This is a genomic window from Pseudomonas sp. CAM1A (assembly GCF_047501685.1).
Lineage (GTDB): Bacteria > Pseudomonadota > Gammaproteobacteria > Pseudomonadales > Pseudomonadaceae > Aquipseudomonas.
This window is the reverse complement of the sequence record NZ_JBFNXP010000001.1, coordinates 312,828-326,535: the sequence shown is the minus strand read 5'-3', so window position 1 is coordinate 326,535 and position 13,708 is coordinate 312,828. Positions and strand designations below refer to the sequence as shown.

At 63.6% G+C, this 13,708-nt stretch carries 13 protein-coding genes and 1 pseudogene; 9 read left to right on the top strand and 5 right to left on the bottom strand.

Annotated elements, in window-relative coordinates; translation table 11 throughout:
- The first annotated feature begins 87 nt into the window (after positions 1 to 87).
- From ABZO33_RS01510 to ABZO33_RS01490, 5 genes are all read left to right on the top strand, one after another.
- Positions 88 to 1,146 (top strand): putative 2-aminoethylphosphonate ABC transporter ATP-binding protein, encoded by a 1,059-nt coding sequence (locus tag ABZO33_RS01510; protein WP_414534575.1) that lies wholly within the window; start codon positions 88 to 90, stop codon positions 1,144 to 1,146.
- A 1-nt stretch (position 1,147) separates the two neighbouring features.
- Positions 1,148 to 2,872 (top strand): putative 2-aminoethylphosphonate ABC transporter permease subunit, encoded by a 1,725-nt coding sequence (locus ABZO33_RS01505; protein WP_414534574.1) that lies wholly within the window; start codon positions 1,148 to 1,150, stop codon positions 2,870 to 2,872.
- A gap of 30 nt (positions 2,873 to 2,902) precedes the next feature.
- The gene (locus tag ABZO33_RS01500) at positions 2,903 to 3,925 is read left to right on the top strand and encodes a putative 2-aminoethylphosphonate ABC transporter substrate-binding protein (protein ID WP_414534573.1); all 1,023 of its coding nucleotides are present in this window, start codon (positions 2,903 to 2,905) and stop codon (positions 3,923 to 3,925) included.
- 93 nt (positions 3,926 to 4,018) lie between these two features.
- Positions 4,019 to 4,564: a phosphonate degradation HD-domain oxygenase gene (locus ABZO33_RS01495; RefSeq protein WP_414534572.1), complete on the top strand. Its 546-nt coding sequence runs from the start codon at positions 4,019 to 4,021 to the stop codon at positions 4,562 to 4,564.
- Between the two features lie 188 nt (positions 4,565 to 4,752).
- Positions 4,753 to 5,166, top strand: a complete 414-nt coding sequence (locus tag ABZO33_RS01490; protein ID WP_414534571.1) for a type II toxin-antitoxin system HicB family antitoxin — start codon at positions 4,753 to 4,755, stop codon at positions 5,164 to 5,166.
- Here ABZO33_RS01490 and ABZO33_RS01485 read toward each other — a convergent pair whose 3' ends face one another.
- Both ABZO33_RS01485 and ABZO33_RS01480 read right to left on the bottom strand, forming a co-directional pair.
- Positions 5,167 to 6,546, bottom strand: a complete 1,380-nt coding sequence (locus ABZO33_RS01485) for an ATP-binding protein (RefSeq protein WP_414534570.1) — start codon at positions 6,544 to 6,546, stop codon at positions 5,167 to 5,169.
- A gap of 1 nt (position 6,547) precedes the next feature.
- The gene (locus ABZO33_RS01480; RefSeq protein WP_414534569.1) at positions 6,548 to 7,267 is read right to left on the bottom strand and encodes a response regulator; all 720 of its coding nucleotides are present in this window, start codon (positions 7,265 to 7,267) and stop codon (positions 6,548 to 6,550) included.
- A 141-nt stretch (positions 7,268 to 7,408) separates the two neighbouring features.
- Here ABZO33_RS01480 and ABZO33_RS01475 point away from each other — a divergent pair, with 141 nt between their 5' ends.
- From ABZO33_RS01475 to ABZO33_RS01465, 3 genes are all read left to right on the top strand, one after another.
- Positions 7,409 to 9,703: a TonB-dependent siderophore receptor gene (locus ABZO33_RS01475; protein WP_414534568.1), complete on the top strand. Its 2,295-nt coding sequence runs from the start codon at positions 7,409 to 7,411 to the stop codon at positions 9,701 to 9,703.
- A gap of 88 nt (positions 9,704 to 9,791) precedes the next feature.
- A complete protein-coding gene (locus ABZO33_RS01470) occupies positions 9,792 to 10,043 on the top strand; it encodes a helix-turn-helix domain-containing protein (RefSeq protein ID WP_094010985.1) in 252 nt (83 codons plus the stop codon).
- Positions 10,040 to 11,233: a type II toxin-antitoxin system HipA family toxin gene (locus ABZO33_RS01465; RefSeq protein ID WP_414534567.1), complete on the top strand. Its 1,194-nt coding sequence runs from the start codon at positions 10,040 to 10,042 to the stop codon at positions 11,231 to 11,233. Before ABZO33_RS01470 ends, ABZO33_RS01465 begins: the two co-directional genes overlap by 4 nt.
- On the opposite strand, the gene ABZO33_RS01460 is transcribed toward ABZO33_RS01465, so the two are convergent.
- Both ABZO33_RS01460 and nirK read right to left on the bottom strand, forming a co-directional pair.
- Positions 11,214 to 11,447, bottom strand: a complete 234-nt coding sequence (locus ABZO33_RS01460) for a DUF3079 domain-containing protein (RefSeq protein ID WP_414534566.1) — start codon at positions 11,445 to 11,447, stop codon at positions 11,214 to 11,216. The genes ABZO33_RS01465 and ABZO33_RS01460 overlap by 20 nt on opposite strands.
- 78 nt (positions 11,448 to 11,525) lie before the next feature.
- Entirely contained in the window at positions 11,526 to 12,671 is a 1,146-nt protein-coding gene (gene nirK / locus ABZO33_RS01455) for a copper-containing nitrite reductase (protein WP_414534565.1), read from the bottom strand.
- Positions 12,672 to 12,923: 252 nt separating this feature from the next.
- Between nirK and ABZO33_RS01450 the strand changes: the two are divergent.
- Positions 12,924 to 13,274, top strand: a pseudogene (locus ABZO33_RS01450) (type II toxin-antitoxin system RelE/ParE family toxin).
- Between the two features lie 3 nt (positions 13,275 to 13,277).
- On the opposite strand, the gene ABZO33_RS01445 reads toward ABZO33_RS01450, so the two are convergent.
- Positions 13,278 to 13,595, bottom strand: a complete 318-nt coding sequence (locus ABZO33_RS01445; protein ID WP_414534564.1) for a helix-turn-helix domain-containing protein — start codon at positions 13,593 to 13,595, stop codon at positions 13,278 to 13,280.
- Positions 13,596 to 13,708: the final 113 nt, after the last annotated feature.

Below are 13,708 nucleotides of genomic sequence, written 5' to 3'. Positions count from 1 at the left end.
CCACTATCACCGGCTTTTGCCCCAACGCCACAGAACCTTCGCACAGCCTGCCTAGCATGGCCCCCATCGCTTCGATGAGGACCTGCCATGAACCACGTGACCCCGGGCGCACAGATGAAAGTGCGCGGCATCCACAAACGCTTCGGCGCTTTCACCGCGCTCAACGACGTGTCCCTCGACATCGCCGCTGGCGAGCTGGTGTGCCTGCTCGGTCCCTCGGGCTGCGGCAAGACCACCCTGCTGCGCTGCATCGCCGGCCTCGAGCGCCAGGATCGCGGCACGCTGTACATCGGCGACCGCGATATCTCCGAGCTGCCGCCCCAGGCCCGTGACTACGGCATCCTGTTCCAGTCCTACGCGCTGTTCCCCAACCTCACCGTCGAAGCCAACATCGCCTATGGCCTGACCGGCAGCAATCGCGAGGCTTCGCGCCAGCGGGTGAGCGAAATGCTCGAGCTGGTGGGCCTGGCCGGCAGTGAGAAGAAATACCCCGGCCAGCTCTCCGGCGGCCAGCAGCAGCGTGTGGCCCTGGCCCGCGCCTTGGCCCCGTCGCCCTCGCTGCTGCTGCTCGACGAACCCATGTCGGCCCTCGACGCCCGTGTTCGCGAGCACCTGTGCACCGAGCTGCGCCAGCTGCAACGCCAGCTGGGCATCACCACGCTGATGGTCACCCACAACCAGGACGAGGCCATGCTGATGGCCGACCGCATCGCCGTGATGAACAACGGCCAGGTCGAGCAGTACGCCACGCCCCAGGAGATCTACGACCAGCCGGCCACGCCGTTCGTTGCGGAGTTCGTCGGCCAGGGCAACTGGCTGCCGTTCCAGCGCAGCAGCAATAGCCACGCCCAGGTCGGCGGCATGCACATGCGCCTGGCCGACAACGCCAGCACCGTCAGCAGCGGCCGACTGTTCTGCCGTCCCGAGGCGATCACCGTCAATCCGGTGGTGCACGAGGAAAACCTGTTCCCGGCCAAGGTCCGGGAAGTTACCTTCCTCGGCAATCGCTGCCGCATGAGCTTCGAACTCGAGGCCCTGCCGGGCCATGCGTTGCTCGCGGAGCTTGCGCCCGAAGCCATGCCGCGCCTGGGTTCGCAGGACATCTGGGTGGCCCTGCCGCCGCAGAGCCTGCAGGTGTTCGCCTGAGATGGCCGCGCCCATGACCCTGCCGCTCACTCACGCCAACGGCAGGCCACGCAACGGCGTCGCCCTGGGCGACCGGCTGTTCGTCGTCGGTGGCAAGAGCCTGTTGCTGAGCCTGCTGGTGCTGGCGGTGCTGCTGCCGTTGCTGGCGATCTTCTGGCGTGGCTTCAGCGCTGAAGCCGGGCAGGGCGGGGGGCTGCTGGCCGCCCGCGAACTGTTTGCCAGCGCGAACTTCCACTGGCTGCTCGGCAACAGCCTGTCGGTGGCCCTCACCGTTGCCGCCATCGTCGTGCCGCTGGCCTACCTGTTCGCCTATGCACTGCAACGCACGTTGATCCCGGCCAAGGGGCTGTGGCGTGGCATTTCGCTGCTGCCGCTGCTGGCGCCGTCGATGCTGCCGGCGATCGCGCTGGTCTACCTGTTCGGCAACCAGGGCCTGCTGCGCGGGCTGCTTAGCGACAACATCTACGGCTTCTGGGGCATCGTGCTTGGCGAGGCCATCTACACCTTCCCTCATGCATTGATGATCCTGCTTTCGGCGCTGTCACTGGCCGACGCACGGCTGTTCGATGCCGCTTCGAGCATGGGCGCGGGCCCTGCCCGGGCATTCTTCAGCATCACCTGGCCGGCCACGCGCCAGGCGGTGTTCGCGGCGTTCTGCCTGGTGTTCACCCTGACCATCACCGACTTCGGTGTACCCGTGGTGGTTGGTGGCGATTACCAGGTGCTGGCGCTGGAAGCCTACAAGGCGGTGGTCGGCCAGCAGCAGTTCGGCCGTGGTGCGCTGATCGGCATGGTGCTGCTGGTGCCGGCGCTGCTCAGTTTTGCCGTGGATGCCTGGCTGCGTCGCCGCCAGGGCGAGGCCATGAGCGGCCGCGCCCAGGTGTTCGAGCCCAAACCATCGAAGCTGCGTGATGGCTGCTACCTGGCCATCGTGTTGCTGGTCTGCGCGGCGCTGCTGGGGGTGGTCGGCATGGCGGTGTATTCGTCGTTGGTCAAATTCTGGCCGTACAACCTGTCGCTGTCGCTCAAGCACTACATGTTTGAAGACACCGCTGGTGGCGGCTGGCTGGCCTACCGCAACAGCGTGACCATGGCCATCGCCACCGCGCTGATCGGCAGCGTGGTGATCTTCACCGGTGCCTACCTGATGGAGAAGACCCAAGGCCAGCGCCTGCTCAATCAACTGCTGCGCCTGCTCAGCTTCATCCCCATGGCGGTGCCCGGCCTGGTGCTGGGCCTGGGCTACGTGTTCTTCTTCAACCTCAACGGCAACCCGCTGCACGTGTTCTACGGCAGCATGGCGCTGCTGGTGGTGTGCACCATCGCCCACTACCTGACCACCGCGCAGATGACCGCCACCACCGCCCTGCGCCAGCTCGACGGCGAGTTCGAAGCCGCCGCGCTGTCGCTCAAGGCGCCGCTGTACAAGCACTTCGTGCGAGTCACCGTGCCAATCTGCCTGCCGGCGCTGCTGGACATCATCCGCTACCTGTTCGTCTCGGCGATGACCACCGTGTCGGCGGCAATCTTCCTCTACAGCCCCGACACCATCCTCGCCGCCGTTGCCGTGCTGAACATGGACGACGCCGGCAATGTCGGCGGCGCGGCCGCCATGTCGACCCTGATCCTTTTGACCAGCGCCGCCGCCTCCCTGCTGCTGGCCGGCGCTTCGCGCGGCCTGCTGCGCCGCTCCCAGGCCTGGCGCCAACGCGCTCCTGGCCATTGACCGACTGCCCATACCAATAGGAACCGCATCATGTTCAAGCCCCTCGCACTTGCCGCTGCCGTATCCGCCGTGTTCAGCCTGCAGGCTTCGGCCGCGACCCAGCTGACCGTCTACACCGCCCTGGAGGCCGAGCAGCTCAAGAGCTACAAGCAGGCCTTCGAGAAGGCCAACCCGGACATCGAGATCAAATGGGTGCGCGACTCCACCGGCATCATCACCGCCAAGCTGCTGGCCGAAAAAGAGCGCCCACAGGCCGATGCCGTGTGGGGGCTGGCGGCATCGAGCCTGGCCATCCTCGACCAGAACGGCATGCTCGAAGCTTATGCGCCGAAGGACCTGGGCAAGATCTCGCCCAACTACCGCGATGCCGCCAATCCACCGGCCTGGGTAGGCATGGACGTGTGGGCCGCGACCATCTGCTTCAACACCATCGAGGCCGAGAAGCAGGGCCTGAGCAAGCCGGTGAGCTGGCAGGACCTGACCAAGCCGGAGTACAAGGGCAAGATCGTCATGCCCAACCCGGCCTCGTCCGGTACGGGCTTCCTTGATGTGAGCGCCTGGCTGCAGACCTTTGGCGAGCCGCAGGGTTGGGCCTACATGGACGCACTGCACCAGAACATCGGCCAGTACGTTCATTCCGGCTCCAAGCCATGCAAGCTGGCGGCGGCAGGTGAGTTCCCGATCGGCATCTCGTTCGAGTACCCGGCCGTGCAGCTCAAGCGCCAGGGCGCGCCGCTGGACATCGTCCTGCCCAAGGAGGGCCTGGGCTGGGAGATCGAGGCCACGGCGGTGATCAAGGGCTCGCCGAAGGCCGATGCCGCCAAGCGCCTGGCCGACTTCTCCGCCAGCCCTGCCGCCATGGAGCTGTACAAGGAGAACTTCGCCGTGCTCGCCGCCCCGGGCATCGCCAAGCCGCAGACCGAACTGCCGGCCGACTATGAGCAGCGCCTGATCAAGAACGACTTTGCCTGGGCCTCGAAGAACCGTGACCAGATTCTCGCTGAGTGGCGCAAGCGCTACGATGGCAAATCCGAAAAGGTCGCCCAACAGTAAACCGTCATCGCGCAGCGAGCCTGTTCCTGCACGTTCGTGGGAGCGGGCTTGCCCCGCGATGGCGTCAGACCCGTCAGAACAGGAGCCTGCGGCATGACGACATCCTCCCAGACCGTCAGCGACATCTTTGCCCTCTATGGACGCCATGGCAGCGCCGACTACATCGGCGAGGCCATCACCCAGCTCGAGCACATGTCCCAGGCAGCCCAGCTGGCCATGGCCGAAGGCTACGATGACGAAGTGATCCTGGCTGCGTTCTTCCATGATATCGGCCACCTGTGCGAGGGCGAGGACATGGGCGGTTATGGCGTCGTCAGCCATGAGCGCATTGGTGCCGAGTATTTGCGCCGGTGTGGTTTCAGCGAGCGGCTGGCCAGGCTGGTGCAGTACCACGTCGAGGCCAAGCGCTACCTGACCTTGCGCCAGCCCGGATACTACGACCGTTTGAGTGAAGCCAGCCGACGCACCTTGGCGTACCAGGGTGGGATGATGAACGCTGCCGAAGCCGATGCGTTCGAGGCCGACCCGTTGTTCGGGGTCAGCCTGCGCCTGCGCGAGTGGGACGAGATGGCCAAGCGGGTCGGGGTGCCGGTGATGGATCTGCAAGTGTTGAAGGCAAAAGCATTGGCCGTGCTCTGAACAATCTGACGCTTCTCCCTGCTGCAAGATTCCGCACCATTTCTCCCGGTCGTTGCTCCATTCTTCTCGTCTTGGCAGCCCACCTGTCGAAAGGGTGGGTATGGTGTTGATAACTGTCTGTCGGTGGTTATACTAACCACCGATCGGCCGGGCATCGGCTACGCCAGCTGACGAGGAGACTCATCACCATGTTGTTCCCTATCGCGATCCTCCCCGGTGACGACCAGCACGCCTGGGGTGTGGAAGTCCCGGATATCCCCGGCTGCTTTTCGGCGGGCGAAGACCTCGACAACGCCATCGCCATGGCGCGTGAAGCGATCGAAGGCCACCTCGAACTGCTCGCCCAGGACCAGCTGGAAATCCCCAGGGCCAGCAAGGTCGGCGTGCATGCGGCCAATCCCGCCTATGTCGGCTGCACCTGGGCGTTGATCGATATCGACATCACCCGCTACCTGGGCAAGGCCGAGAAGCTAAACATCACCTTGCCGGCGTACCTGCTCACCCGCATCGACAGCTACGTACAGAGTCACCCGGAGCACAAGAGCCGTTCGGGCTTCCTGGCCGAAGCGGCGCTCAGGATCCTGCAGGGTGACGGCAAATAATCAGGCGATTTTGCCCCGGGGCAATCGCACGCTGACCCGCAACCCGCCCCCTTGGCGATTCACCAGCTTCAGTTCGCCGCCATGGCTGGCAACGATGCGCTGGGCGATGCTCAGCCCCAGCCCATAGCCGCCAGAGGCCTGGTTGCGTGAGCCCTCGCCGCGCACGAAGGGCTCGGTGACAGTCGCCAGCAAGCCCGGGTCGATACCTGGGCCGCGATCATCGATGTGGATGTAAGCGTCGGTTGGCGTGCTTTCCAGCACTACCGCGACTTCCCTGGCATAACGCAGGGCATTGACCAGCAGGTTTTGCAGGCACCGTTGCAGCAGCAGGGCGTCTACCTGGGTCAGGCCCACCTGGCCATGGATCGGCAAAGGCTCTTCGGCACTGGCCAAATCCGCGCATTGGCGTGCCACCAGGCGGTCGAGGTCGATCGCTTGCAGGTTCTGCTGCTCGCCCGCCCGCAGGTAGTCGAGCACCTGGCCGATCATGCCGTCCATCTGCGCGATGTTCTGGCGCAGGCGTTCCTTGTGCTCGCTGTCCTCCAGCCGTTCCAGGCGCAGGCGCATGCGCGTCAGCGGCGTACGCAGGTCGTGGGACACGGCGGCGAGGAAGTAAGCCTTGTCGTTGACCATGCGGATCAGCCGTTGCTGCATGGCGTTGAAGGCCTGGGCGGCGTGCCGTACTTCCTCGGGGCCGTCCAGCGGCAACGGCGCCTGTTCCAGATTGCCACCCAGGCCACGGGCGGCATCGGCCAGGCGGCGCAGCGGGCGCAGGCACAAGCGCACCGCCACCAGGCATACCACCAGCACGGCGGCGATGCGCAGGGCATAGACCCGCAGCAGATAGTCGCTGATCAGCACCCACGCCGACTCGCCGCTCCAGCCCTGCAACTCCTGGCCATCGATGACCAGCCAGTGGCCATCGGCGAGGGGCACGGCAAACTCGATATGTGCCTGGGCGGTGCGCAAGCCGAACAGGCTGCGCCAGACGATGGGCTGGCCCAGTTCGTCGGTGAGCCGGACCTTGAGCAACCTCGGCCGCGCATCGTTGCCCAGTTCATAGGCCAGTGCCTGATGCAGCAACAGCTCGATGCGCCGCCAGCCTCGCCGTTGGTCATGCTCACCCTCTGGCGGCGCTTCGGCGCAACGCAGCTGGTAATGCTTTGGTACCTGGCGTGCCGCGCCATGGCACTCGGCCTGGGCGATCAGGGGGGCGCTGCGCGCTGCGATCAGCCGCACCGGCGCTTCTAGCACCTGGGCGAAGCGTACGTCGAACCAGATGCTGCTGGACATCAACTGGATCACCAGCGTGCCGCTGATCATGATCAACAGCAGTTGGCCGAACAGCGTGCGCGGCCACAGCCGGCGAAGCAGCCGCACCTCAGGCGCCCAACGCTTCGCGGGCCAGGCTCAGCAGATAGCCTTCGTTGCGGATGGTGAGGATCTGCGCGCCTTGGCCTGGCGCCCGGCGCAGTTGCTGGCGCAGGCGGCTGATGCACATGTCCACCGAGCGGTCGTCGGGCAGATGGTCGCGGCCGAACGCGCTGCGTGTCAGGAGGTCCCTGGAGACTACGCGGTTGTTGGCGTCCAGCAGTTCACGCAGGACACGGTAGTCGGAGCGTGGCAGGTTGAAGGCTTGGCCGTCCGGGTGCACGAGCAACCGTTTGACGTGATCGAGCCGCAAGCCTGCAAACAGCTGTGGCTCGCTGGTCGACGTTTCGGGCTCTGCCTCCAGGCGCTGGGGGCGGCGCAGCACAGCCTTGATCCGGGCGACCAGCTCGCGGGGCTCGAAGGGTTTGGCCAGGTAATCATCGGCGCCTACTTCCAGGCCGATGATGCGGTCCAGGGTGCTGCCCCTGGCCGACAGCATCACCACCGCCAAGCCCGGCTGCGCCTGCAACTGCCGGCACAGGCTCAGGCCGTCCTCGCCGGGCAGCATCAGGTCGAGTACCACCAGGTCGACCTTGTGCCGGGCCAGCTGTTCGCGCATCTGCTCGCCGTTGGCGGCGGCACATACCTCATAGCCGGCGTCCGCCAGGTAATCGCAGAGAAGTTCGCGGATCTCGTCGTCATCGTCGACGACCAGCAAGGTCGTGCTCATGGTTGTGGGGCACCTGTGCAAAGGAGAGCTGTGAGGCTCATTACGTTCGATTACATCCCCGTACATGCCGTCCATGGAGCCGAAGGGGCAGATGCCTAGAATCGTAACAAAAAATCATCTGCGAATACGAAGCCTTCCCAAATGGTATGCAAGAGCATCATGACCGACACAATCCCTTTGGTACGAGGCGGCAGTCGCCTCTCCCCGATTGCCTTCTTCGTGGCCCTCGGGCTTAGCGGCACCGCCTTCGCTGATGGCCCGGTGCTGGAACTGGGCGCCACCAACATCGACAGCAGTGCACTGCCGGTCGCCGACGACAGCGGCCAGATCGGCTACACCGTGCAGAGCACACGCAGCTCCACAGGCTTGCAGCTGACACCCCGGCAGACGCCACAGTCGGTCACCAGCATTACCCGCCAGCAAATGGAAGACCGTGATATCCACACCCTCGAGCAGGCCCTGGACACCACGCCGGGCGTGAGCATGAGCAAGATGGAGGTGGGCGGGCGAACCGACTTCCGCGCCCGTGGCTACTCGATCAGCAATTGGAAGATCGATGGCTTGCAGTTCCCCGGCGGTTCGGACTTCAGCGGCGGCGGCAACGCGCTGAACATGGACCTGTACGAGCGCATCGACATCGTCCGCGGCGCCAACGGCCTGCTCGGTGGTACCGGCGACCCCTCGGCCACCGTCAACCTGATCCGCAAGGCGCCGACCCGGACCTTCGGTGGCAGCGCCTACGCCACCTACGGCAGCTGGGACAAGCGCCGCCTGGGTGCCGACCTGAACCTGCCGCTGTCCGAGGACGGCCGCCTGCGTTCGCGCCTGGTCATGACCCAGCAGGATGCCGGCTCGTTCCGCGACAACCAGTCCGAACGCTCCCGCGCGGCCCTGGCCAACTTCGAATTCGACCTGGACGATGCCACCACCCTGGGTGCCGGCTACCAGTACGAGTACAGCAAAGTGGTCGGCGGCGGCTGGGGCGCCAACATCCCGATCTGGTACGGCGACGGCAGCAAGACCGACCTGCCGCGCAGCACCAACGTGGTACCCAGCTGGAGCTTTGGCGAGTACATCACCCGCACCGCCTTCGGCTCGCTGGCGCACCGTTTCGACAACGACTGGAGCCTGGACCTCAAGGTCGCCCAGAGCAGCGGCGAGGCGCTCAACCACCGTGGCCTGGCGAAGGTCAACTCGTCCGGCCGCGGCGTCTACGGCGGCTACTGGAACCAGGACGGCAGCGGCGCGGTGCTCAACGGCCTGCACAGCTCCACCGACACCACCCAGCAATCGGCGCAGATCGACCTGTCCGGCCCATTCCAACTGTTCGGGCGCACCCATCAGGCGATGGTCGGTTACAACGACAGCCGCACCGTGGCCTGGTCACCGCAGTACACCTGCAGCATGGTCGGCGGCGGCAAGGCAGTGAACAGTGGAGTAGGTTGCCAGTTCCGGGCGAACAATGGCCTGGGGCTGAGCAACTGGCTCGACGGCGTGGACGACGACTACGCCATGCTGGCCTCGAAAACCGGCCTGCACAGCAAGACCACCACCCGCCTGCAGGGCATGTATGCCGCCACTCGCCTGAGCGTCACCGACCCCCTGTCGCTCATCCTTGGTGTGCGCAGCACCGACTATTCGGCCACCACCGTCAGCGTCAACGGTGCGCGCAGCAACCAGCAGAACAACGGCATCGTCACCCCTTACCTGGGCGCGGTGTACGACCTGGACGACAACTACTCGCTGTACGCCAGCTACACCGACATCTTCAACCCGCAGACCGAAGAGAGCGTCAGTGGCACCAAGGTCGAGCCGATCCGTGGCCAGAGCTACGAAATCGGGATCAAAGGTGAATGGTTCGATGGTCGGCTAAACGCGTCCGCGGCCTACTTCCGCACCAAGCAGGAAAACAAGGCGGTGATGGACGGCGACCTGCTGACGCCAACCGGCGCCACAGCCTACAAGGCCGGTTCCGGCCAGGAAACCGACGGTATCGACCTGGAAGTCGCCGGTGCCCTGACCCCGAACTGGAACGTCTATGCCGGCTACACCTACCTGCACTTCCGCCGCCTGGACAGCGACGGGCGCAGCGACCCCTCACACCTGTTCAAGGCCTCGACCACCTATCGCCTGTCCGGCCCGCTGGACCGCCTGACCTTGGGCGCCGGCGTGACCGCGCAAAGCAACATCCGCGCGGTGTCCACCCCTGCCGGGCAGCCGAGCAACGGCGTCAGCCGCAGCGCCACCGACGTCAACTGGTCGGGCTATGCGATCTGGAACGCCATGGCCAAGTACCAGGTGACCGACGACACCAGCGTCAGCCTCAACGCCAACAACCTGTTCGACAAGCACTACTACACCCGTTACGGGTTCTATGCCGGGGCGATCTATGGCGACCCGCGCAACCTGGCGGTGACGGTGAGCACGGCGTTCTAGGAAAAACTTTTGCACCGTTGATGTTGGTTGATTTTTGATCATGTTCCTTATACGTTACATTCATATAGATTTGTCACGTATAAAGAACATGGATCACTCATTGATCGTTGAGCGCCTGGGCGCGCAGGTTCGCACGCGAAGGCTTAACCGGGGATTGACCCAGCAGGCGCTCGCAACATTGGCCGGTATCACCCGGCAAAAGATCATTGCCATGGAGAAAGGTAGCCTGTCAGTGGCCATCGGTGCTTATGCACGTGCATTGGCGGCGCTCGGCTGCGAACTGCAGGTCATTGCGGCGGTGATGCCGACGCTTGACGAAATCGAGGGGATGTTCGAATGACGCCGCTGATAGTCGCGACACCCGAGGGTGACAGTGGAGCATTGCTGACCAGTGCAGGCGACTACCTCTTCCGCTATGGCCCGCATACCGTCGCTGATGCGGCGATCAGCCTGTTGATGCCGGTCCGCACCGAGGAATACAGGCATCGCGAGTTGCATCCGGTATTCCAGATGAATTTGCCGGAAGGGTATGTACTCGAGCAATTGCGCAACCGCCTGGCGAAGATCGTTCAGGTCGACCCCATGCTTCTCCTGGCGTTGTCCGGCAGCAGCTCGCCGATCGGGCGTGTGCATGTCAGTTCGCAGGTAGTGGACACATTGCTGCGGCGGCAGACGTTTCCGGGAGAGAAGCTGGCGAACATCCTTTCATGGGATGGGGGAGAGGATATTTTCGCCGATCTGGTGGATCGCTACATTCTGCGCGCAGGCATTTCTGGTGTGCAGCCGAAGGTCTTGGTTCCGGAGCAACTGGACCCGTTGTCACAGCGCTTTACCTCGAAAACCGCCGAGCTGATCATCAAGAGCGGGCGCGACGAGTTCCCGGGCCTGGCGATCAACGAATTCCTGTGCATGTCGGTTGCGCAAAGCTCTGGCCTGGCAGTGCCTCAATTCTTCTTGTCCGACAACGGCAAGCTGTTCGTCATGCGCCGTTTCGATCGTGACGAGCAGAACAATCCACTTGGTTTCGAAGACATGGCTGCCTTGATGGGGCTTGGCGCCGAACAGAAGTACAGCAAGAGCTACGCTGCCATTGCCAAGGCGATCCGCCTGTTCTGCGCGCCTGAGCATCTTCGGCAATCGCTGCGGCAACTGTTCGAGATGGTTGCGCTCAGCTGTATCGTCGGAAATGGTGATGCCCATCTGAAAAATTTCGGGTTGTTGTACACCGATCCTCTTCGACGCGATGCGCGCCTGGCTCCGGCGTACGACATCGTCAATACCACGGCTTACATACCGGAAGACGTGCTGGCGCTTTCGCTATCCGGCAACAAATCCTTGTTTGCGTCGCGGCAAGGCCTGCTGGACTTCGCTCCGCTTTGCGACGTAAGCAACCCGGCTGAAGTCATTCGCAATCAGCTTGAAGCATTGGAGCGAACACTGGCCAGGGAGTCCGCACTTTGCGATCAGGCACCCAAGGTGGTTGCCGCCATCAAGGCGTGCGCGGCGCCGTTCATTCAGACTTTTGGTTGAGCGGCATTTCCTGGCCGGGCGTGGCGTGCTCTGTGGTCATGGTCGCATCCAGATGATCATCAAGCTGTTCCCAATCCTCGCCGAACAACTCCACCGGGTGCATGGTCCGGTCCGCGCCATTGCCGCAGGCCAGCGCCTTGGCCGGGCAGTACAAATCGCAGCCCCAGCAGATCCGTTCGGGATGGCTGGGGTTCGTGGGAAATCGCTTGGCCATGGTCTCCCTCCATGAAGTGGATGCCTGCGCTCAGGCTATGCCGCGCATGGCCAAGGGGCTTGATCCGGATCAATACCGCTAGCGGATCGGCCCGGGCGCCTGCACCTGTTTCATCAGGTCGTCATTCCACTGCCCCTCCACCTGCACATGCGCGGCGGCGCCGAGCATCACCGCCTCGATCAGGTTGTGGTTGAGGTAGGTGTACAGCCCGGGCTGGCGGAAGGTGTACAACGCCGCCCCCGCCGCGCCGCCGGGGATGAACCAGGTCTCCAGGTTGCGCTGCGGCGGGTTGGCGAACTTGCCCGAGGCCCAGACGTAGTCGCCGTGTCCGCCGATCAGGTGCGGGCGGGTATCACGGTTGGCCTGGGAGTGAACGATCAGCACGGTCTCGCCCACCTTGGCGGTGAGCGCCTGCTTGCCGGTCAGGGCGCCGACGCTGCCGTTGAACACCACATGGCTGGGCACCAGCCCCTTCATCAGCTGGCTCATGTCGCCGAAGCTGGCCATGGGGTTGGCGTAGCGCTTGTACTTGCCGTCCTTGTCGCGCGGGATGTAGTAGTCCTGCTCGCCGATGTACCAGACCTTGTCGTACTGCAACGGGCGGCCCTCGGGGTCCTTCAAACCGTCACGGGGCAGCACCATGATCGCGCCATTCATGCCGCACACCACATGCCAGGGGATCATCGCCCCGCCCGGCGCGCAGTGATACACGAACACCCCGGCACGGTCGGCCTTGAAGCGCAGTATCACTTGCTCGCCGGGTTTCACGTGGGTCAGCTCACCGCCGCCCAAGGCGCCGGTGGAGGCGTGGAAGTCGATGTTGTGCATCATGCTGTTGCTGGCCGGGTTTACTAGCGTGAGCTCCACGTAGTCGCCTTCATGCACCACCATCAACGGGCCAGGCACCGAGCCGTTGAAAGTCATGGCGTGGATATAGGCACCGGCGCTGTCGATGGCCAGCTCCTTTTCCTCGATGACCATGCGGAACTCGACAATCCGCGGCTTGCCGGGAGCGCGCTGGCTGTGGGGGGGCACCTGCGGCGGCGCCACCAGTTCGGCGCTTATCCGCTCCAGTTTCGCCAGGTCAGGCACCTGGCCGGCAGCGGGCGAAGCGGTCGCGGCCTGGGCCAGGCCACTGCCAAGCGCCGAGGCACCGACGCCCAGCAACACAGTACCGGCCAGCATGCCACGCCGGGTCAGGGACACGCCTTCTTGCTCGTTCATGGGACTTCTCCTTAAGTCGACGAAAGTCGTCGGGCACAGGAATAGCCGCTTTAAACGTAAGGTTTATTGAGGGAGAACAAGAAGCGGAGAGGGTGGGCAATGTGTCGCAGGGCTGAAACGAAAAAGCCCCGACATTCGTCGAGACTCATATCGCGCAACATTTCTAGCACCGCCAACTGCAACCGACTGCGTTAAATTCCCCACCCACCGGCATCCCTGCCGGCCCTCCAGTTTCTTGTCGTGGATAGTCCGTTGAAAAAATTTGCGTTTGTCAGTGCAGCCGCAGAACGTGAATACAAAGACCTACCCCAGGACGTTCAGGACGATTTCGGCAAAGACCTGCGACGCATCCAGTATGGCCAGGACCCAGGTCGGCCCATCAAGTCGTTGACGGAATCAGTAGGGGCGGGTGCGATCGAGCTGATCATAAACGGCAGCCCGGCATTCCGATGAGTGTATGTGGCCAAATTCGCGGACATGGTCGTTGTGCTGCATTCGTTCGTGAAAACGACCAACAGGTCCGACCGGCACGCGATGCAGGTGGCTGAGGAGCGGATGAAGGAGCTGAAGCGCGAGCTGCGTAAGATGGGTTACAGGGTTTAGCTATCACACACTTGGGGTGATGACGATCTGGGGAGGTGAATTGGCGTCGTTAGACGGTAGAGTCAGGCTCGTGCGAAAGCCAAGCTTGTCGAGCATGTCCAGCATGGCGTCCAGGGTGAATTTCTCGATCTTGCCATTAGCCAATTCGGATACCCGTGACTGGGTTACGTTCAGCCTGGCTGCGGCCTCGTGCTGTTTGAGGCCCATTTTTTTGATGCAGTCGGTGATGAAGATGGACAAGTCCATTTTCAAGGCCATTTTGCTGGCCGTCTCGGCATCATGGGTGGCGTGGAAAGGGCTCTCGTGGAATTGAAGCGCCATTGGCTTGCCTCAGCAAAATTATCTAAAATTTAAGATAAAATCGTAGCTGGGCATGATGGGCAAGTCAAAGCGTTTCTTTTTGAGTTTGTGTCAACTTTTGGGCCGCGCTGTTG